The sequence below is a fragment of the uncultured Sphingomonas sp. genome, from assembly GCF_913777625.1.
GTDB lineage: Bacteria > Pseudomonadota > Alphaproteobacteria > Sphingomonadales > Sphingomonadaceae > Sphingomonas.
Map to the genome: position 1 here is coordinate 1 of NZ_CAJYTI010000030.1, position 20,438 is coordinate 20,438.

General features: G+C 68.0%; 17 protein-coding genes. 11 read left to right on the top strand and 6 right to left on the bottom strand.

What is annotated here, in order from left to right:
* The 3 genes from infB to QZ814_RS15040 form a co-directional block, all read left to right on the top strand.
* The coding region (infB, locus tag QZ814_RS15030; protein ID WP_294333798.1) for a translation initiation factor IF-2 at positions 1-1,626 on the top strand (1,626 nt) is incomplete at its 5' end.
* A 347-nt stretch (positions 1,627-1,973) separates the two neighbouring features.
* Complete coding sequence (gene rbfA, locus QZ814_RS15035) at positions 1,974-2,375, top strand: 30S ribosome-binding factor RbfA (RefSeq protein WP_294333802.1); 402 nt, start codon at positions 1,974-1,976, stop codon at positions 2,373-2,375.
* A 60-nt stretch (positions 2,376-2,435) separates the two neighbouring features.
* Complete coding sequence (locus QZ814_RS15040; RefSeq protein WP_294333804.1) at positions 2,436-3,020, top strand: thymidine kinase; 585 nt, start codon at positions 2,436-2,438, stop codon at positions 3,018-3,020.
* 81 nt (positions 3,021-3,101) lie between these two features.
* Here the strand turns inward: QZ814_RS15040 and QZ814_RS15045 are convergent, their stop codons facing one another.
* Complete coding sequence (locus tag QZ814_RS15045) at positions 3,102-5,372, bottom strand: TonB-dependent receptor (RefSeq protein ID WP_294333806.1); 2,271 nt, start codon at positions 5,370-5,372, stop codon at positions 3,102-3,104.
* 210 nt (positions 5,373-5,582) lie between these two features.
* Here QZ814_RS15045 and truB point away from each other — a divergent pair, with 210 nt between their 5' ends.
* The 5 genes from truB (at position 5,583) to QZ814_RS15070 (ending at position 10,371) form a co-directional block, all read left to right on the top strand.
* Positions 5,583-6,611 carry a tRNA pseudouridine(55) synthase TruB gene (gene truB, locus QZ814_RS15050; protein WP_294333808.1) on the top strand — a complete coding sequence of 343 codons (1,029 nt, stop codon included), beginning with the start codon at positions 5,583-5,585 and terminating at the stop codon, positions 6,609-6,611.
* A gap of 23 nt (positions 6,612-6,634) precedes the next feature.
* Positions 6,635-6,904, top strand: coding sequence for a 30S ribosomal protein S15 (gene rpsO, locus QZ814_RS15055; protein ID WP_010544825.1), 270 nt, complete (start codon positions 6,635-6,637; stop codon positions 6,902-6,904).
* Between the two features lie 182 nt (positions 6,905-7,086).
* On the top strand, positions 7,087-9,432 hold the full coding sequence (gene pnp / locus QZ814_RS15060; RefSeq protein ID WP_294333814.1) for a polyribonucleotide nucleotidyltransferase: 2,346 nt from the start codon (positions 7,087-7,089) through the stop codon (positions 9,430-9,432).
* A gap of 160 nt (positions 9,433-9,592) precedes the next feature.
* Positions 9,593-10,030 carry a hemerythrin domain-containing protein gene (locus QZ814_RS15065; protein ID WP_294333816.1) on the top strand — a complete coding sequence of 146 codons (438 nt, stop codon included), beginning with the start codon at positions 9,593-9,595 and terminating at the stop codon, positions 10,028-10,030.
* An 86-nt stretch (positions 10,031-10,116) separates the two neighbouring features.
* Complete coding sequence (locus QZ814_RS15070) at positions 10,117-10,371, top strand: hypothetical protein (protein WP_294333819.1); 255 nt, start codon at positions 10,117-10,119, stop codon at positions 10,369-10,371.
* Between the two features lie 319 nt (positions 10,372-10,690).
* On the opposite strand, the gene smc is transcribed toward QZ814_RS15070, so the two are convergent.
* Genes smc through QZ814_RS15090 form a run of 4 tightly spaced genes read right to left on the bottom strand, consistent with a single transcriptional unit; the run spans position 10,691 to position 16,135 of the window.
* Positions 10,691-14,098, bottom strand: a complete 3,408-nt coding sequence (gene smc, locus QZ814_RS15075) for a chromosome segregation protein SMC (protein ID WP_294333822.1) — start codon at positions 14,096-14,098, stop codon at positions 10,691-10,693.
* Positions 14,099-14,108: 10 nt separating this feature from the next.
* Positions 14,109-14,876 carry a thioredoxin domain-containing protein gene (locus QZ814_RS15080; protein WP_294333825.1) on the bottom strand — a complete coding sequence of 256 codons (768 nt, stop codon included), beginning with the start codon at positions 14,874-14,876 and terminating at the stop codon, positions 14,109-14,111.
* A 24-nt stretch (positions 14,877-14,900) separates the two neighbouring features.
* Positions 14,901-15,596, bottom strand: coding sequence for a thioredoxin domain-containing protein (locus QZ814_RS15085; RefSeq protein ID WP_294333826.1), 696 nt, complete (start codon positions 15,594-15,596; stop codon positions 14,901-14,903).
* 2 nt (positions 15,597-15,598) lie between these two features.
* Positions 15,599-16,135 carry a DciA family protein gene (locus QZ814_RS15090; RefSeq protein WP_294333828.1) on the bottom strand — a complete coding sequence of 179 codons (537 nt, stop codon included), beginning with the start codon at positions 16,133-16,135 and terminating at the stop codon, positions 15,599-15,601.
* A 28-nt stretch (positions 16,136-16,163) separates the two neighbouring features.
* Here QZ814_RS15090 and QZ814_RS15095 point away from each other — a divergent pair, with 28 nt between their 5' ends.
* From QZ814_RS15095 to nudC, 3 genes are read left to right on the top strand one after another with little or no spacing between them, the layout of a single operon-like run.
* Positions 16,164-17,207, top strand: coding sequence for an A/G-specific adenine glycosylase (locus QZ814_RS15095; RefSeq protein WP_294333830.1), 1,044 nt, complete (start codon positions 16,164-16,166; stop codon positions 17,205-17,207).
* Positions 17,204-18,475, top strand: coding sequence for a serine hydrolase domain-containing protein (locus QZ814_RS15100; RefSeq protein ID WP_294333833.1), 1,272 nt, complete (start codon positions 17,204-17,206; stop codon positions 18,473-18,475). The genes QZ814_RS15095 and QZ814_RS15100 overlap by 4 nt, the downstream gene beginning before the upstream one ends.
* Complete coding sequence (gene nudC, locus QZ814_RS15105; protein WP_294333836.1) at positions 18,472-19,341, top strand: NAD(+) diphosphatase; 870 nt, start codon at positions 18,472-18,474, stop codon at positions 19,339-19,341. Before QZ814_RS15100 ends, nudC begins: the two co-directional genes overlap by 4 nt.
* Before the next feature lie 144 nt (positions 19,342-19,485).
* Here the strand turns inward: nudC and QZ814_RS15110 are convergent, their stop codons facing one another.
* The gene (locus tag QZ814_RS15110) at positions 19,486-20,376 is read right to left on the bottom strand and encodes a prephenate dehydratase (RefSeq protein WP_294333838.1); all 891 of its coding nucleotides are present in this window, start codon (positions 20,374-20,376) and stop codon (positions 19,486-19,488) included.
* Positions 20,377-20,438: the final 62 nt, after the last annotated feature.

Genomic DNA, 20,438 nt, shown 5'->3' on the forward strand with positions numbered 1-20,438 from the left:
GATCAGGACACCGCCGAACTGCTGGTGACCGAATTCGGCCACAACATCGTTCGCGTCAGCGATTCGGACATCGATCTCGCGCTCGACACGACCGAGGATTCGGCCGAGGCGCTGCGTCCGCGTCCGCCGGTCGTCACGATCATGGGCCACGTCGACCACGGCAAGACCTCGCTGCTCGACGCGCTGCGCGGCACCGATGTCGTGCGCGGGGAAGCCGGTGGCATCACCCAGCATATCGGCGCCTATCAGGTGACGATGAAGGACAAGTCGCAGATCACTTTCCTCGACACGCCCGGCCACGAAGCGTTCAGCGAGATGCGCGCGCGCGGTGCCGACGTGACCGACATCGTGATCCTCGCGGTCGCTGCCGACGACGGACTGATGCCGCAGACGATCGAGGCGATCAACCACACCAAGGCGGCCGGCGTGCCGATGATCGTGGCGATCAACAAGGTCGACCTCGACAGCGCCAACCCGCAGAAGGTGCGCGAGCGCCTGCTCGAGCATGAAGTGATCGTCGAAGAGATGGGCGGCGACGTCCAGAACGTCGAAGTCTCGGCGCTGAAGAAGATCGGCCTCGACGCGCTGATCGAGAAAATCCAGCTCCAGGCCGAACTGCTCGAACTGCGCGCCAACCCCGATCGCGAGGCCGAGGGCACCGTAATCGAGGCGAAGCTCGACAAGGGCCGCGGCCCGGTCGCGACGATCCTCGTCAACCGCGGCACGCTGCGCGTGGGCGACGTGTTCGTCGTCGGCGCGGAGAGCGGCAAGGTCCGTGCGATGATCGACGACAAGGGTCGCCAGATCAAGGAAGCCGGCCCGGCGATGCCGGTCGAGGTGCTCGGCATCTCGGGCGTGCCGTCGGCCGGTGATCCGATGCAGGTGGTCGAGAACGAGGCGCGTGCCCGCGAGGTCGCCGAATATCGCCAGGGCGTGCTGCTTCAGAAGCGCACGACGCAGGCGCCGGCGAGCCTGGAGAGCATGTTCTCCGCGCTCAAGGACAAGCAGGCGATCGAATATCCGGTGGTGGTCAAGGCCGACACGCAGGGGTCGACCGAGGCGATCGTGGGTGCGCTCAGCAAGCTGGGCAACGACGATATCCGCGTGCGCATCCTGCACTCGGGCGTCGGCGGCATCACCGAGAGCGACGTCTCGCTGGCAGCCGCCAGCGGCGCGCCGATCATCGGCTTCAACGTCCGTGCCAATGCCAAGGCGCGCGAGATCGCCGAGCGGAACAAGGTGGCGCTGAAGTACTACGACGTCATCTACGACCTGACCGACGAGATCCGCGCCGGCATGGCGGGCGAGCTGGGTCCGGAAGCCTTCGAAACGGTCGTCGGCCGCGCCGAGATCAAGGAAGTCTTCTCGGCGGGCAAGCACGGCAAGGCCGCCGGTCTGCTGGTCGTCGACGGTTTCATCCGCAAGGCGCTCAAGGCACGCATCACGCGCAACGACGTCATCATCTACCAGGGCGAGATTGCCTCGCTGCGTCGCTTCAAGGACGATGTCGCCGAAGTGCGCGCCGGTCTCGAGTGCGGCGTGACGTTCACGCAGAACTTCGTGGACATCAAGGCCGGCGACTATCTCGAGACGTACGAAGTCGAACTGCGCGAACGTACGCTGTAATGGGGCAAGGCCACCGACGGACACCTTTTGTTCCTGGGTGGCCCAGCCTGTGATGCGCTTCCTTTCTGGCCGCACCTGCGGCCGGAAAGGAGGTGATCTATTTGCAACTTCAAAACGTAGCAGTTCTGGTGTTGGGCTCTGCGACATTCCTCGTCGCGCTGCTCGGTCTGGTGGTGAAGCTCATCGAGCTGAGCCGCAAATAACCAGTGCGGGCTCCCGGCGCTGGAACGCCGGGAGCCCAATATGATTTGAGCCCGGGCGCTGGAACACCCGGGCTCAGGAAGTGACTTATTGCAAGTTCACAACGTAGCCTGTTCTACATAGCGAAAACCGGTCAGAATCACAAGATGCGCCAGAACGACACCGATGAAACCCGCTCCGTCCGCGTGCTGCGCGTGGGCGAACAGGTGCGCCATATCCTCAGCGAAATCCTCCAGCGCGGTGACGTGCATGACGAGGTGCTGGCCAAGCACCTGGTGTCGGTGACCGAAGTGCGCATGTCCCCCGACCTGCGCCACGCGACGGTGTTCGTGAAGCCGCTGCTCGGCAAGGACGAGGACGCGGTGCTCAAGGCGCTGCGCACCAACACCGCCTTCCTCCAGCGCGAGGTCGCGACCCGCGTGAAGATGAAATATGCCGCCAAGCTCAAGTTCCTGGCGGACGAGAGCTTCGACGAGGGCAGCCATATCGACCAGCTGCTCCGCGCGCCCAATGTGGCACGCGATCTCGGCGAGGACGATCAGGGCTGATCTGCCCCGCCGCATGCGCGGCGGACTGGACATTGGCGGCAGTTTCGGTGTGATGCGCCGATGGCCAAGCTCTATTTCTACTATGCCTCGATGAACGCGGGCAAATCGACCACGCTGCTCCAGGCCGATTTCAACTATCGCGAGCGCGGCATGCGCACGCTGCTGTTCACCGCGGGCGTCCACGATCGCGCCGGGCACGGGGTGATCGATTCCCGTCTAGGCATCCATGCCGATGCCATTCCCTTCGACGCTGGCACGGACCTGCGCGCGATCGTGCAGGACGCCCATTTCGCGGCACCGCTGGCCTGCGTGCTGGTGGACGAGGCGCAGTTTCTCTCGGCCGCGCAGGTGTGCCAGCTGGCCGCGGTGTGCGACGAGGACGAGGTACCGGTGCTCTGCTACGGCTTGCGCACCGATTTCCGGGGCGTGCTGTTCGAAGGCGCGGCGGCGTTGCTGGCGATTGCCGACTCACTGGTCGAGATCAAGTCGGTCTGCGAGTGCGGGCGCAAGGCGACGATGAATCTCCGCGTCGATGCCGAGGGCCGTGCGGTGCGGGAAGGCGCGCAGCGCGAGATCGGCGGCAACGACCGCTATGTGGCGCTGTGCCGCCGCCATTTCGTCGAACGCCGCGGCGCCATCGGCTGATACGAAAAGGGCGCCGCGGGTTGCCCCGCGACGCCCTTGGAACCGATTGCGCGGCCGGGAGCCAACCCACCGCGCTCCCGATCAGAAGTGGAACCGGACCTCGCCGCCGATGATGCGCGGCTCGTTGATCATGCCGGTCAGGTTGTTGAAGTCGATCGCGCTCTGCGCGCGGATCTGGTTGAGGATGTTGCGGGCGAACGCTGCCACCTCATAGCCCTGCGGCGCGCGGTAGCCGATACGCAGGCCGCCTTCGGTCAGCGCGCGGCCGCGGAACTCCTTCGCGGTGTAGAGGAAGTAGTTCACCGAGCTGCGATAGGCCCAGTCGGTATAGACATAGACCTCGCCGCCATTGGCCAGCGGCACGCCGTAGCGGGCCGTGGCGTTCAGCACCCAGCGCGGCGCCTGGGGCAGCGGGTTGCCGTCGATCAGCGCGACCTTCTGGCCGCCGATCGTCGTGGTCGGGTCGGTGACGGTGCAGAGCGAACCGCACACGCCCACCGCGAGCTTGGGATCGCGGATCTGGGTGAAGTTGTAGCTGCCGCTGGCGGTCAGATCGAGGCCGCGGACCGGGCGATAGCCGAACTCGGCCTCGACACCATAGCCGTTGACGTGATCGGCCGAGAGCAGTCGCGTCGAGTTGGTCGCGCCGCCGACCGCGGTCAGCTGCAGGTCGTCGGTGCGGAACCAGTAGCCGGTCAGGGCATAGTTCAGGCCCTTGGCCGGGAACGAGCCCTTGACGCCGGCCTCGGCCGACTTGGTGAACTGCTTGCCCGCCGTGGTCGGCACCGACCCGAAGGTCACGCGGTCCTGGATCGCCGGGCCGAGATAGCCGGTCGCGAAGCGCGCATAGACGTTGACGTCGGGGGTCAGCGCATAGGTGGCGCTGGCATCCCAGGTCACCGCCTCGCCCTTGACCTTGGTCTGCACCGGCAGCGTCAGGCCGGCGGTGAGCGGGCCGAAGCCGGTGATCACGTCGTTCTTGCGGTCATGCGAATAGCGGACGCCCGCACGCAGGGTCAGCGCGTCGGTCGCCTTGTATTCGCCCGAGGCGAACACGCCGAAATTCTCGTTGATGTTCACATGGCCGATATTCTGGTTCTGCGCGCCGCCGCCCAGCGGGTAGCCATATTCGCTGTAGTTCAGGTTCTGGTCGAAATAATACAGACCCGCCTGGCCGCGGAAGGCGCCGAACTGGTCGGTGGCGAAGCGCAGTTCCTGGCTGAACTCCTTGGGGCTGGTGATGCCGCCGGTGTTCGAGGGGAACAGCGCGTTGTTCAGGCCCAGCGCCGGGAAGGTGTAGGTGTCACCGCCATCGACGTCGCCGGTGCTCTGCACCTTGGCGCGCTCGTACGACGTGATCGAGTAGAGCGTGCCCAGCCCCTCGAAATGATAGTCGAGCTGCAGGTTGCTGCCCCACTGCTCCAGCCACTGGCTGGTATAGCCGTCGAGCTTGACGTGCTTGGGATCGAAACCCGCCGAGAAGTTGTTCGAGCCCTGCTGGAACAGGCCGGCGCGGAACACGCGCGGCGTGCCTTCGAGGTCGCGGCCATGGACGTTGAGCAGCGCGTTGAAGTCGCCGCTGGTATAGGACAGCTGCACGCGGCCGGCGCGATCGGTATAGCCTTCGAGCTTGCGATTGGCGACGCTGACTGCGCTGGTGCTGTCGTTCACCACCCAATTGTCGCGGTGCTGAACGAGGCCCGAGACGCGCAGCGCGAAGCCGTTGCCGAGCGGCGCGTTGAGCGCGAGATCGGCGTTGATCGTGTTGTAGGTCGCCCAGCTGACGCTGCCCTGCGCCTCATATTTGTCGGTCGGGCGCTGCGATTCGAGCTTCACCACGCCGGCCGGGGTGTTGCGGCCGAACAGCGTGCCCTGGGGACCGCGCAGCACTTCGACGCGCGCCAGGTCGAACGCCGGGAACGCCTTGAGCATCGGGTTTTCGAGCGCGACGTTATCGTACACCACCGACACCGGCTGGGCGGCGTTGGGATCGAAATCGGTGTTGCCGAGACCGCGGATATAGAAGCGCGGGAAGGTGCGGCCGAACGAGCTTTCGATCTGCAGGCTGGGCGTGCGCGAGGCCAGGAAGCGGATGTCGAGGCCGGAGGAATTGAGCACGTCGAGCTTTTCGCCGCTGATTGCGGTGACCGCGACGGGCACGTCCTTGGCGGCTTCGGTGCGGCGCTGCGCGGTGACGACGATCTCGCCGGTCTGCTGCTGCGGCGCGGTGTCGTCGGCCTGGGCACCCTGGACGGCCGGCGTGTCGGTATGCGCCGTCGCGGCGAGCGCGGACGGCGTGGTGAGCGCGGCGCTGCCGAGCAGCAGGACGCGGAGAAGAGCGGATGTGGTCATGGTGGAATCGAGTCCCCGTGCAATGATGGGGCATCCTCTCCCGGGCTACGTCACGATTGTTTCTTGTCGGTGTCGCTGATTTTGCGCGGGCCTGTAGCGGAAACGTCACCCTCATCAAGCGGTGTGATCGTTTGCTGGCACGGTTTGATTCCACCTGTTGCAATTATGTCGTGATTTGCGCGCCGGGCCAGCGCCACCTATGGCGCGGCGATGCATGGCTGGATCCTCCTCGACAAACCTCTGGGCCTCGGCTCCACCCAGGGCGTGAGCGCCGTCAAGCGTGCGCTGCGCGAGGGGGGCTATGCCAAGGTGAAGGTCGGCCATGGCGGCACGCTCGATCCGCTGGCGACGGGCGTGTTGCCGATCGCGCTGGGCGAGGCGACCAAGCTCGCGGGGCGGATGCTCGACAGCGACAAGGTATACGACTTCACGATTCAGTTCGGTGTGGAGACGGATACGCTCGATGCCGAGGGGAAGTGCATCGCGGAGTCCGACGTCCGCCCGACGCTGGCCCAGCTGGAGGCGGTGCTGCCGCGCTTCACCGGCCCGATCGAGCAGGTGCCGCCAGCCTATTCGGCACTCAAGGTGGATGGCGAGCGGGCCTATGACCTGGCGCGCGCCGGCGAGACGGTGGTGCTGAAGAGCCGGGCGGTGACGATTTATGGGCTGGAAGTGGTGCCCCCACCCACTGCCCGTCATCCCGGCGAAAGCCGGGATCCATTCGCCACTCCGCCTGCGGCAGGAACCGGAACGCTGACCCCAATGGATCCCGGCTTTCGCCGGGATGACGGCGCGGAGGATGTGCGGGCGGGGGGCGTATCGGCGGGCGCACTGCTCCAGGACATCACCCTGCGCGCCCATGTCTCCAAGGGCACGTACATCCGCAGCCTCGCCCGCGACATCGCTCGCGCCCTTGGCACCGTCGGCCACGTCACCTATCTCCGTCGGATCAAGGCCGGTCCCTTCACCCTGGATCAGGCGATTTCGCTGGACTCTTTGGCGGATGCCGCTAAGGAGCGGCGCCTTGAAGACATTTGCCTGCCGCTGAGGGCGGGGCTGGACGACATCCCGGCTCTATCCCTCACCCCCGATCAGGCAGGGCTGCTCCGCCAGGGGCGGGTCTTGGTCGGGATTGCCGAAGACGATGGCCTGTATTTCGCGCTGCTCGGGGACACCCCCGTCGCGCTGGTAGAGGCGGAAGCCGGAAGCATCCGGGTCGTCCGCGGCTTCAACCTGTAGCCTTAGATGTCGAAGGAAACGCCATGTCGATCACGCAGGAGCGCAAGGAAGCGCTCGTCAAGGAACACGCCCGCAACGAGGGTGACACCGGCAGCCCCGAAGTGCAGGTCGCGATCCTCTCGGAGCGCATCGCCAACCTCACCGAGCACTTCAAGACCCACGCGAAGGACAACCACTCGCGCCGCGGTCTGCTGATGCTGGTCAACAAGCGCCGCAGCCTGCTGGACTATCTGAAGAAGAAGGACCAGGCGCGCTACGCAGATCTCATCGCGAAGCTCGGTCTTCGCAAGTAACACGGAAAGGCGACCTTCGGGTCGCCTTTTTGTCATTCCGGTGCGATAACGCATCGGCGGTACCCGGCGAATGGCGCCGGGGTACGAACGGGGGATCCGGCAATACGGTCGGTCCCACGAGCCACATACGGCTCACGCATAGGCCCCCCGCGTGATTGGCACCGGGGAGTGAAGGAAACGACATGTTCGACAAGAAGACTGTATCGATCGAGTGGGGCGGCAAGACGCTGACTCTCGAAACGGGCAAGGTTGCCCGCCAGGCCGACGGCGCGGTGATCGCGACCCTCGGCGAAACCGTGGTGCTGTGCGCGGTCACGGCTGCCAAGTCGGTGAAGGAAGGCCAGGACTTCTTCCCGCTGACCGTCCACTATCAGGAAAAATTCTCGGCCGCCGGTCGCATCCCGGGTGGCTTCTTCAAGCGCGAGCGCGGCGCCACCGAGAAGGAGACGCTCGTCTCCCGCCTCATCGACCGCCCGATCCGCCCGCTGTTCCCGGAAGGCTTCTACAACGAGATCAACGCCATCGCTCAGGTGCTGAGCTATGACGGCGAGAACGAGCCCGACATCCTCTCGATGATCGCCGCCTCGGCAGCGCTCACCCTGTCGGGCGTGCCCTTCATGGGCCCGATCGGCGCGGCGCGCGTCGGCTACCTGAACGGCGAGTACATCCTCAACCCGACCGACGCGCAGGTCGCCGAGGGCGAGCTCGATCTCGTCGTCGCCGCCACCTATGACGCGGTGATGATGGTCGAATCCGAGGCCAAGGAGCTTTCGGAAGAAGTCATGCTCGGCGCCGTGCTGTTCGCGCACGACGCCTGCCGCGAGATCGTCAAGGCGATCGTCAAGCTGGCCGAGCAGGCCGCCAAGGATCCGTGGGAAATCGCGTCATCGAACGACAATGCGAAGCTCAAGGACAAGATCAAGAAGCTGATCGGCAAGGACATCGCCGCCGCCTACAAGCTGACCGACAAGTCGGCCCGTTCGAACGCGCTCAACGAGGCGCGTGCCAAGGCGAAGGCGCAGTTCACCGAGGACGGCCTGAGCCCGCAGGACGTCATGGCCGGCATCAAGCTGACCAAGAAGCTGGAAGCCGAGATCGTCCGCACCGCCATCCTCAAGGACGGCAAGCGCATCGACGGCCGCACCACCACCCAGATCCGCCCGATCGAGGCCGAGACGCACTTCCTGCCGCGTGCACACGGCTCGGCGCTGTTCACCCGCGGCGAGACCCAGACCATCGCCACCTGCACCCTCGGCACCAAGGACGCCGAGCAGATGATCGATGGCCTGAATGGCCTCAGCTACCAGAACTTTATGCTGCACTATAACTTCCCGCCCTATTCGGTCGGCGAAGTGGGCCGCTTCGGCGCGCCGGGCCGTCGCGAAGTCGGCCATGGCAAGCTGGCATGGCGCGCGCTGCACCCGGTGCTGCCGTCGAAGGAAGACTTCCCCTACACGATCCGCCTGACCAGCGACATCACCGAGTCGAACGGCTCGTCGTCGATGGCGTCGGTGTGCGGCGGCAGCCTCGCGATGATGGACGCCGGCGTGCCGATCAAGCGTCCGGTCTCGGGCATCGCCATGGGCCTGATCCTCGAGGGCAAGGACTATGCGATCCTGTCCGACATCCTGGGCGACGAGGATCACCTCGGCGACATGGACTTCAAGGTCGCCGGCACGTCCGAGGGCATCACCACGATGCAGATGGATATCAAGATCGCCGGCATCACCAAGGAGATCTTCGAGGCGGCGCTCAACCAGGCCAAGGCCGGTCGCGCGCACATCCTGGGCGAGATGAACAAGGCGCTGGGCGAAGTCCGCTCGGAGCTGTCGGCGCACGCGCCGCGCATCGAGACCTTCACGATCGACAAGTCGAAGATCCGTGAAGTGATCGGCACCGGCGGCAAGGTGATCCGCGAGATCGTCGCCACCACCGGCGCCAAGGTCGACATCGACGACGAGGGCGTGATCAAGGTCAGCTCGTCGGATCCGGGGCAGATCGAAGCCGCGATCAAGTGGATCAAGGGCCTCGTCGAGGAAGCCGAAGTCGGCAAGATCTACACCGGCAAGGTCGTCAACCTCGTCGATTTCGGTGCGTTCGTGAACTTCATGGGCGGCAAGGACGGTCTCGTCCACGTCTCGGAGATCAAGAACGAGCGCGTCGAGAAGGTCTCCGACGTCCTGAGCGAAGGCCAGGAAGTCAAGGTCAAGGTCCTCGAGATCGATCCGCGCGGCAAGGTCCGCCTGTCGATGCGCGTCGTCGACCAGGAGACCGGCGCCGAGCTGGAAGACTCGCGTCCCGCACGTGAACCGCGCGAGCCGCGCGGCGATCGTGGGGATCGCGGCGACCGTGGCGGCGACCGCCGTCGCGAGGGCGGCCGTGGCGGCGAGCGCGGTGGCGAGCGCGGCGAGCGTGGCCCGCGCCGCGACCGTGGCGACAAGCCGCGTAGCGGCGGCCGGGACGGCGGCAAGGACGAAGGCGGCGAGGACATCGGTCTGCCGGCGTTCCTGACCGGCGATCGCGACTGATCGCTGCGATCCCGCAGAACAGAAGAGGGGGTCCGGCGCTGCCGGGCCCCTTTTTTACAATCGTGTTTCAGCTGTTTCATTGAATCGCAAGGTGCGCTACGTAGCTTTACGGGGGAAACGGAAGCGGAGCTTCGCGACGAGTACGGGTGAGGGCGGAACGATGATGGCAACGACGACGATCGCCGAACTGCGGCACGATCACGAGATGATCGACATCCTCGCGCGACGCCTGTCCGGCCTGCTCGAAACCGACGCGACCCCGGGCCAGCTTTCCACCGCGCTCGATCACCTGCTTCACTGCGTCGCCGATCATCTCGCCCGCGAAGATGTCACCATCTACGAACTAGCGCTGTCGGCGAAGCCCGGCCTGTCGCGCGCCAAGGTCGATCAGGTCCGCGAGGAGTTCGAGCGGCTGAAGGCCAATTGGCAGGACTATCTGCAGTTCTGGTCCCCCGACCAGATCGCCGCCGACCGCAAGGGCTTCGCCGAGGCGAGCCGGGCGATGCTGCCGCGCCTGCGCAATCGGGTGAAGCTGGAGGAAAGCCTGCTGGTCGCCGCGGCGCTGCAGGGCGAACCGGCGATGCCGACGACGCACTGAGGCGTACGGCGCCATGGCTCTTCGCTTTCCCGTGACCGATACGGCGGACGGGCTGGCATGATCCTGAAATAGCGAGTGGCGGTGTGATGGTCAGCGACGTGTTGAGTTTTATCGTGGCTCTCGGTGGGGTTGGAATTGCCGTGCTGATGGTGATGCGGGCGAAATATATGCCGCCGCTCGCTCGGCAGGCCATTATCGGTGCAGCGTTCGGTATGTTCGTTGCGAGTCGCTATCTGGAAATAGACCGGAGTTACGCAGGAATGCTTTTCGGCGTCGGCGTATTCTTCGTACTTTCAACAGTCGCCGCGAGACATTTCCAGGCATACCCACCCGCGAGTTGACGGGACGCCACAACCTACCGTCAGCCTCGATTGTGGATGCTTTGCGCACCGAATGCGAGGCGCGGTTACGGCTGAACGGATCCTCCAGATCTGATGCGACCGCGCTGTCGCCTTAGCAGGTGACTGCGCGCGGTTGTGAGCAAGGGGCGCGGTCGCCAATTCGAGGTTGCAGATGCGCGGCGCCGATCTCGCCCGGCCCTACAAGACCCCAGCTTCCGCTGGGGTGACGGCTGGTGGAAAGACCGGCAATCCGCTGGTGAGCCCATATCGGCGCCATCCGGCAGTGTGCCGGGAGACGCCGCATATCGGACCACTCGCCCTACTCCGCCGCCAGCAAACTCGTCGCGCCGCCCAGATCCACCGACACCAGTCGGCTCACGCCCCGCTCCACCATCGTCACGCCGAACAGCCGGTGCATCCGCGCCATCGTCGCCGCATTGTGGGTGACGATCAGGTAGCGCGTCGCGGTCTCGCGAGTCATCGCTTCCAGCAGGTCGCAGAAGCGGTCGACATTGGCGTCGTCGAGCGGCGCGTCGACTTCGTCGAGGACGCAGATCGGCGAGGGCTTGGTGAGGAACAGCGCGAAGATCAGTGCGACCGCCGTCAGCGCCTGCTCGCCGCCCGAGAGCAGGGTGAGCGACTGCAGCTTCTTGCCCGGCGGCTGGGCGAGGATCTCCAGCCCCGCTTCCAGCGGATCGTCCGAATCGATGAGGGCCAGATGCGCCTGGCCGCCGTTGAACAGCGTGGTGAACAGCCGCCGGAAATGCTGGTCGACCGCCTCGAACGCGGCGAGCAGGCGCTGGCGCCCCTCGCGGTTGAGCGTGCCGATCGAGCCGCGTAGCCGGTGCACCGCCTGGAGCAACTCGTCGCGTTCCTTCGCATTGGTGCCGAAGGCGGCTTCGAGCTCGGCCAGTTCGGTTTCGGCGACGAGGTTCACCGGTCCCAGTCGCTCGCGATCGGTGCTCAGCTTCTCGTGCGCGGCCGATTCCTCCTGCGGGCTGCGCACCGTATCGGCCTCGAAGGCGAGGCGCACCGGGAGCAACGGCGGCGGGCATTCGAAGCGCTCGCCCGAGACGCGGCCCATTTCCACCCGGCGCAGGTCCTGGTTCTCGGCGCGCGCGGCCGCGCCGGCGCGGCGCTCGCGCGCTTCGGAGAGCAACTCGCTTGTGGTGCGGAGGGCGGTTTCGGCACTGCGCAGCGTCGCTTCGGCATCGCGCTCGGCAGCCTGGGCGGCGGCCGAGTCGCGCTTCATCGCCTCGTTGCCGGCCTCGGCCTCGGCGAGTTGCGCGGCGATCTGGGCGGGGCGGGTTGCGATCGCCTCGCGCTCCTGCGCCAGCGTGGCGGCGCGCGCATCCATTTCGGCCGAGCGGCGCGCCGCATCGGCGGCGCGGGCGGACCAGCTTTTCGCTTCGGCAGCGGCGGCGGCGAGGCGTTCGCGGGCCTGCGCCAGTTCGCGATCCAGCGTCGCGCGCTCGGCGCGAGCGCTCGCCACCGCCGCGCGGGCCTGATCCGCCGCACGCGACAGGTCGGCGACCTTGGCGCGCGTCTCGGCGCCGTCGGGAAGCGCCACCTTGGCGGCTTCGGCACGGGCGAACTCGGCCTGGGCTTCCTCGGCCTCGGCACCGATACGGGCGCGGCGGGTATCGAGATCGGCGCGTTGCGCCTCCAGCCGCTCGATCTGGGCGGCGGCGCGATCCTCGGCGCGGGTCGCCTCGCGGGACGCCAGCTCGGCATGGTCGAGCCGCTTGCGGTTTTCGGCGGCGGTGCGGCGCGCCTCGGCGATGGCGGCTTCGATCCGGCCGAGTTCGGCGGCGGCGGATTCCAACGCAGCCTGCGCCGCGGGACGGGCGCGCTCCAGCGCCGCCAGCCGGTTGACCCGTTCCAGCCGCTCCGCCGCCGCCGCGCCGCCCGAGCGCGCGCGATAGCCGTCCCAGCGGCGCAGCACGCCCGCCAGCGTCACCAGTCGCTGGCCGACCGCAAGCGGCACGCCGCTATCGGTCTCGCCCACCAGCACCTGTGCGAGGCGGCGGGCGAGCTCGGGGGGCGCCGTGACATGCTCGGCCAGCGGTGTCGTACCGGACGGCGCGGCGGGATCGGAAGGAAGCGCCTCGGCACCGCCCCAATGCCGTTCGGCGGCAGCATCCAGCCCGGCTTCGAGATCGTCGCCCAACGCGGCGGCCAGCGCGCGTTCGTAGCCGGCCGCGACGGTCAGCCGATCGAGCAGCCGGTCCTTGCCCGAAGGCCTGGTCGCCTTGGCGAGCGCAGCGGCCTCGCTGTCGATCTGGGCGAGTTCGGCATGGGCGGTGGCGCGCGCGGCCTGGGCACCGTTGCGCGCCTCGATCGCCGCGCGCTCGTCGGCATCGGCGCGGGCGAGCGCGTCGCGGGCGGCTTCGGCCTGGTGCTGCGCCTCGGCGCGGGCCCCGGCGGCGCGGGCGCGTTCGGCGTGGAGCGGCGCGGCATCGCCCAGCGCACGGGCTTCCGCCTCGATCCGGGCCTGGTCGCGCTGGCTGCGTTCGACTCGCGCGCGGGCGGCCGACAGCGCGGCGTCGGCGACGCGGACTTCGGCGGCCTCGCTCGCCTGCTGGGCGAGCGCCTGGGAAAGGGCGATTTCGGCATCGCGCGCGCTCCGCTCGGCGTCCGCCAGGGTCGATTCGAGCATCGGCACCCGTGCGCCGGTATCGGCGATCCGCGCCTCCAGCGTCGCCTGTTCGGCGGTGAGCCGGGTGATGGCTTCCGCCGCGTCGCGGGCGAGCGCCGCTTCGCGCGCGCGATCTGTCTCCAGCCGCCGGCTCGCCTCGGCCAGTTCGGCGATCCGTCGTTCGACACCGTGGCGGGCGTTGCGCAGCGTCTGCAGCCGGTGCTGGGCATCGCTGGCAGCGTCGCGCAAGCGCAGCGCCTCGGCGCGGAGCGTGGCCACCGCCTCCGCCGCGCGAAGCTGCGCGGCTTCGGCCTCGGCCTGGGCGGCGGTGCGCTGGGTGACCAGCGACTCGGCCTCGGCCGCTTCCTTCCTGGCGCTGTCCGCCGCCGCCGCCGCATCGCGCCAGCGGGCGAAGATCATCCGCCCTTCGGCGACGCGGATGCGGTCGGAGAGTTCGCGGTAGCGCTCGGCCTGCCGCGCCTGGCGCTTGAGCGCGGCGGCGCGCTGCTCCTGCTCGCCGATCAATTCGTCTAGGCGCGTGAGGTTGGTCTCGGTCGCGCGCAGCTTCTGCTCGGCATCGCGGCGGCGGACGTGGAGGCCGGCAATCCCGGCGGCTTCCTCCAACATCGCGCGGCGCTCGCCCGGCTTGGCAGCGATGATCGCGCCGATCCGCCCCTGGCTGACCAGCGCGGGCGAATGCGCGCCGGTCGCGGCATCGGCAAAGGCCAGCGCCACGTCCTTGGCGCGCACGTCGCGGCCGTTGATGCGATAGGCGGATCCGGCACCGCGCTCGATGCGGCGGATGATTTCCAGCTCGTCCTGCTGCTCGGGCAGGTCGGCAACCACCGCCACTTCGGCGAAGTCGCGCTGCGGCCGCGTGGCGGTGCCGGCGAAGATCACGTCTTCCATGCCGGCGCCGCGCATCGATTTGGCGCTGGTCTCGCCCATCACCCAGCGCAACGCTTCGAGCAGGTTGGACTTGCCGCAGCCATTGGGGCCGACGATGCCCGTCAGCCCCGGTTCGATCCGCAGATCGGCCGGGTCGACGAAGCTCTTGAAGCCCGTCAGCCGCAGCCGTTTGATCTGCATGGTGCGTCGATCAGCGGGCGCCGGCCTGCTGCAGCAGCGGCTCCAGCTTCGCCCAGGTGTCGGCCTCGGTCTTCTGGCCGTTGATGAAGAAGCTCGGCGTCGAGTTCACATTGTAGACGTTGGCGCCGTCGGCATAGACCTTGGCGATCTCCTCGATCTTCTTCTGGTCGGCGAGACACGCCTTGGCCTGCGCCTCGGGCAGCCCGCGCTGCTTCATGAAGTCGATCATGCCCAGCGCCTGGGCGAAGCCCGCGGCGGCCTGGGGCGGCGACATCTGCTGGAGCTGCTCGAGCACCTGCGGATTGGTCTGCTGCAGCGCCATGATCTTCTTCTCGAACTCTTCCTGGCCGGCATAGATCTGGTCCAGCATCGCGAAGAAGCTTTCGGTCGGCACGCACTGGTTGAGCAGCGCCAGCGACATGTCGGGCGGGCCGTGGATCAGGAAGTCGCGATATTCATAGCTGACCTTGCCGGTCTTGATGTAGTTCTGGCGCAGCGGCTCGACGCCGGTCGCGTCGAACTGGGCGCAGAACGGGCACATGCGCGAGCCATATTCGACCAGCTTGATCGGCGCGTTGGGATTGCCCTGGCGGAAGCCGCCGTCCTTGGTCTTCTCGATCACGTCGGTCCATTGCTTGCCGGCCGGCGCAGCGACCGACGCGACCGGGGCGGAGGACTGCACGGCGGCGCTCGTGTTGCCGCCGGTGCCGCCGGCCTTGGTGCCGCCGTTACAGGCGGCGAGCGCCAGGATGGGTAGAAGCGCTAAGGCGAAACGCATGGGGTTCTCCGGGTTCACAAAGGGTCAGGCGCCGGCGGCGCGGAGTTCGGATTCGAGATAGGGCCAGGTGATGGCGCTCACCCGGCGGCCGTTGACGAAGAAGGTCGGCGTGCCGTTCACCCCGTGCAGCTTCGCGCCGTCCGCATAGGTCTTGGCGATGCGCGCGATCGCCTTGGGATCGGCGAGGCACTGGCGGGCCCTGGCCTCGGGCAGCCCTTGCGTCTTCAGGAAGGTGACCATGCCCAGCGCGTCGGCGAACTTGGTCGCGATCTGCGCGGGCGGCAGCTTCTCCCACGCCTTCAGCGTCGCCTCCTGCTTGCTGAGCGCGATCAGTCGTTCCTCGAACTTGGGCTGGTTGGCGTAGATCGCGTCGAGCACCGGGAAGAAGCGCGCGGTGCCGACGCACTGGTTGAGCAGCGCCAGCGCCAGGTCCGGTGCGCCGTGCACCAGAAAGTCGCGATACTCGTAACTCACCTTGCCGGTGGCGATATACTGATCGCGCAGCGGCTTCATGCCGTCGGTCGCGAAGGCATAGCAGGTCGGGCAGCCGCGCGAGCCATATTCGATGAGCTTGATCGGCGCGTTGGGATTGCCCTGGCGATAGCCGCCCTCGGGCGTGGCGACGACGGTGGTCAGCCAGTTGGGCTGCGGGGCGGGGGCCGCGCCGAGTGCGAAGAGTGGCACCAGGGCGAGGAACAGGGAGAGGAGTCGCTGCATCATTCTCAATCGATCCGGCCGAATACCGGGGTTTCGTCCTGTGCCGCGACACCCGCGGCAAGCGATTCGAGCACCGCGCGCAGCTCCGGATCGGCGATGCCGCGCAGGCTGTCGCCCATGGCTTCGGAAAGCGGCTTAAGGCTCGGCGGCGGCGCGGGCTTGGCGGCGGCGGGGCGGAGGTCGCCGTGGCGGATCGTCAGCTTGGCGACGGCGGGGTAGCCGAAGAAGCGGTTGACCCGGTCGATGATCTCCGGCGCGATGTGCTGCATCATCGGCGCGAAGGCGCCCGAGACGGTGAGCGCCAGCACGCCTTCCTCGCGCTTGCCGCGCGGGAAGCGAATCGATTCGGGGGAAGAGACGCGGGCATAGCGCTCGCCGACGATCTCGGCCCATCGGCTGACCACCGAATGCTGGACGAAGCCGAACTTGCGAAAGGCGGCGCCGCCCACGTCCGGCAGCAGTTCGGACACGGCGCGCACGCGGTTCGAGCGTTGCGGCGCCGGGCGCGGCTGGCGGGTGGTGGCACGGGGGGGCTTCGTCATACTGGGTCCCCCATGCCATAGGCGGGGCGTGCCCGACAACGCTCCTGAATCGATCGCCGCCGCGCTCCTCGCCTGGTACGACGCCAATGCCCGCCGCCTGCCCTGGCGGGCGCCGCCCGGTGCCGACGCGACCGCGCCGTACAAGGTGTGGCTTTCCGAGGTGATGCTGCAGCAGACGCAGGTTGCGACGGTCATTCCCTATTTCGAGAAATTCACCGCGCGCTGGCCGAGCTTCGCCGCGATGGCGGCGGCCGAGGATGCCGATGTGATGGCTGCCTGGGCGGGGCTAGGCTATTATGCCCGTGCCCGCAACATGCTCGCCTGTGCCCGGGAAGTCGCACGTCTGGGCGCGCTGCCCGACACCGAGGCGGGGCTGCGGGCGCTGCCCGGCATCGGCGACTATACCGCCGCCGCGATCGCTGCGATCGCGTTCGGCCGGCGGGCGGTGGTGGTCGATGCCAATGTCGAGCGGGTGGTGTCGCGGTTGTTCGCGATCGCCGATCCGCTGCCGGGGTCTCGCCCCATGATCCGGCGGTTCACCGACACGATCACCCCCGATGCCCGCGCCGGCGACTTCGCCCAGGCGATGATGGATCTGGGCAGCGGCATCTGCACGGTGCGCGCGCCGAAATGCCTGCTCTGCCCGATCGCTTTCGGCTGCAAGGCGCGGGCCGAGGGCAATCCCGAGGCCTATCCGGTCAAGGCCAGGAAGGCGCCCAAGCCGCAGCGCCATGGCACGATGTTCTGGCTGGAGCGGGACGATGCGGTGCTGCTGGTCCGGCGCCCGGACAAGGGCCTGCTCGGCGGCATGCGCGCGCTGCCCACCGGCCCCTGGGCGGACACGCCGCCCGGCATGGTCGAGGCGCCGGCCGCCGCCGACTGGCGGATGCTCAACGAAACCGTCCGCCACGGATTCACCCATTTCGAGCTGGAGGTGGCGCTTGCGACTGCAACAATCCCCCGCCATGCAAGCGCACCCCCGGGCGAATGGTGGCCGGTCGCCGACATCGAGTCGGCAGGCCTGCCCACCGTCTTCGCCAAGGCGGCCAAAGCGATACGGAGACTGCGATGACGGCGAAGCGAGTGTTCGGACTGATCGGGGCGATGACGCTGCTCCAGGCGCCTCTGGTGCAGGCCCAGACGGCTCCCAGCCAGGTCCAGACCTTCGCCCGCCAGACGGTCGCCTCGGGCAAGGTGCCCGGCATCGTGATCACCTACGCCAAGGGCCAGGCGCCGATGACGGTGGTGACCGAAGGCCGCATGGCATATGAGCCGACCGCCCCCCAGGTGAATGCCGATACGCTGTGGCGCGTCTATTCGATGACCAAGCCGATCACCGGCATCGCCGCGATGATCCTGATCGAGGAAGGCAAGCTCAAGCTCGACCAGCCGATCAGCGACTTCATCCCGGCGTTCAAGGAGATGAAGGTGCTGGTCGATCCGAACAAGGACCTGACCAGCCGCCCGGCGACCAAGCCGATCACGGTGCGCAATCTGCTCACCCACACCGCGGGCCTCGGCTACAACATCATCACCAAGGGGCCGCTGCTCAACGAGTATAACCGGCTGGGCATCAACCCGGCGCAGGTCAGCGATTCGTTCGAGGCCACCGCGCGGCCGGTCCGCCCGGCGACGCTCGAGGAGTTCGCCAACCGCACCGCGACGCTGCCGCTGATCGCCGAGCCGGGCGCCAAGTTCAGCTATTCGATCGGCCTCGACATACTCGGCCGGGTAATCGAGGTGGCGAGCGGGATGCCGTTCGACAGCTTCGTCAACACGCGCATCCTCGCTCCCCTCAAGATGACCTCCAGCTACTGGACGGTGCCGGCCGGGGAGGCCGGGCGTCTCGCCACCGAATATGCGGTCACCGGCACCACGCGCCTGCCGATCGATCCCGGTGCGACCTCGGTCTATCTGAAGAAGCCGAGCTTCCCCTATGGCGGCGCCGGTCTGGCGATGTCGGCGCGCGACTATGACCGCTTCCTCCACATGCTGCAGAATGGCGGCGAACTGGACGGCGTGCGCATCCTCAAGCCCGAGACGGTGGCGCTCGCCATGTCCGACCTGCTGCCGCCGGGTGTCGACAAGACGATGCTGGCGGTGATGGCCCGCGATACCGGCGTACCGATGGGCTTCGGCGCCGGCGGCTCGGTGTTCCTCGCCGACCAGTCGGGCGGCGCGGCCAAGGGCACCTATGGCTGGTCGGGTGCGGCCGGCACCTTCGCCTGGGTCGACCCCAAGAACCAGGTGCGCGCGACGATGATGGTCAACATCCTGCTCGCCGAACTCGGCCTCAAGGTGCCGGTACGCGCCGCCGTCTACGCCGATCTCGCCAAGTGATCGCGCCCGGCTTTACCGGCGGGACGCTCGACCGCGACGACCGCGTCCGCCACGAACCCGAGCTGCTGGCCGCCGCCCTCGCCGATCCGCGCGCGCGGCTGCTGGTGATGGACGGGCTGGTGCCGACGCTCGACGAGGAGGGGCGGCTGGTCTGGACCGGGCTCGATGCCGCGACCCAGCCGTTGCTGTTCCTCGGCTTTATCGCGGGCGAGCCGCGGTTCGTGCAGACGCTGGCGCCCGGTACGCCGCTGCCGCCCGGCCGCCCGCCCGAGCTGTCGGCGATCCTCGACGCCTTCCGGGCGGAGGATGCCGCCAATTATGCCGCCGCGCGCAGCCTGATCGACTGGCATGCCCGGCATGGCTTCTGCGCCCGCTGCGGTACGCCCAGCGACATCTTTCGCGCCGGCTGGGGCCGGCTCTGTCCAAACTGCGGGACCGAGCATTATCCGCGCGTCGACCCCGTGGTGATCATGCTCGCCGAACGCGGCGATCGGGTGCTGCTCGGCCGCCAGCCGAGCTGGCCGCCGCACCGCTACTCCGCGCTCGCCGGCTTCCTGGAAGTGGGCGAGAGCATCGAGGATGCGGTCCGCCGCGAGACGCTGGAGGAAGCGGGCGTGCATGTCGGCGCGGTGCGCTACATCGCCAGCCAGCCCTGGCCCTTCCCCTCGCAGCTGATGATCGCGTGCATCGGCGAGGCGCTCGACGAGGACATCGCGATCGACGTGCACGAGCTCGAACATGCCGGTTGGTTCGATCGCGCCCAGGTACGCCAGGCGCTGGACCGCGATCCGGCGGCGCCGTTCCTCGCGCCGCCCGCCTATGCGATTGCGTACACGCTGCTCAAGGCCTGGGCCGAGGGGGAATAACCGCATCCAAATCCTCCCCTGAAAGGGGAGGTGGCAGGCCGAAGGCCTGACGGAGGGGTATCACCGCTTTGGTGGCTTCAGCCGCGACACCCCTCCACCACCGCCTTTGGCGGCGGTCCCCCTCCCCCTCCGGGGGAGGATCTTTTACGGCCGCGCGCGCGCCTGCGGGTAGGTCCCCAGCAGCCGCACCCATTTGGTGTGGAAGCCCAGCTCCTCCAGTGCCCGCAGCACGGCCGGTTCGTCGGGGCTGCCGACGATGTCGGCATAGAATTCGGTCGCCGCGAAGCTCGCCTCGCGCTGGTAGCTTTCCAGCTTGGTCATGTTGACGCCGTTGGTCGCGAAGCCGCCCAGCGCCTTGTAGAGCGCCGCCGGGATGTTCTTCACCTCGAAGATCAGCGAGGTCATGAACGGGCCGTCGCCGGTTACCCCCGGCGCCTCGCGGGAGAGCACCACGAAGCGCGTCATGTTGTGCGCGGCATCGGCGATGTCGCTGGCGAGGACATTGAGCCCGTAGAGCTCCGCCGCATGGGCGGGGGCCAGCGCCGCCACCTTGGGATCGGCCAGCTCCGCCACCATCGCCGCGGCACCCGCGGTATCAGGATAGGCGACCTGGGCGATGCCGTGCGCCTTCAGCCAGTGGCGGCACTGGCCGAGCGCCTGTGGGTGGCTCATCGCCTCGCGCACCGCGTCGATCGTGCCGGTGCCCATCAGCGTGTGGCGGATGGCGAGGAAATGCTCGCCGATGATGGAGAGACCGGATTCGGGCAGCAGGAAGTGGATGTCGGCGACGCGGCCATGGAGCGAATTCTCGATCGGGATCATCGCCCGGTCGGCGCGGCCTTCCTTCACCGCATCGATCGCGTCGTCGAACGAGAAGCAGGGCAGCGGCAGTGCGTCCGGAAACGCCTCGCGCACCGCGACATGCGAATTGGCACCCGGCGCCCCCTGATAGGCGACCGCGCGCGCCGGGTCCGCCTCGGCTTCGGCCAGCATGCGGGCGACGATCGGACGGGCGGGGGCGGCGAAATTCTCCATGAGGGGCGGCGCTAGCCTCCGTAGAACTCCGCCGCAAGTCTGCTTGCCTTTGTCGCCGGGGC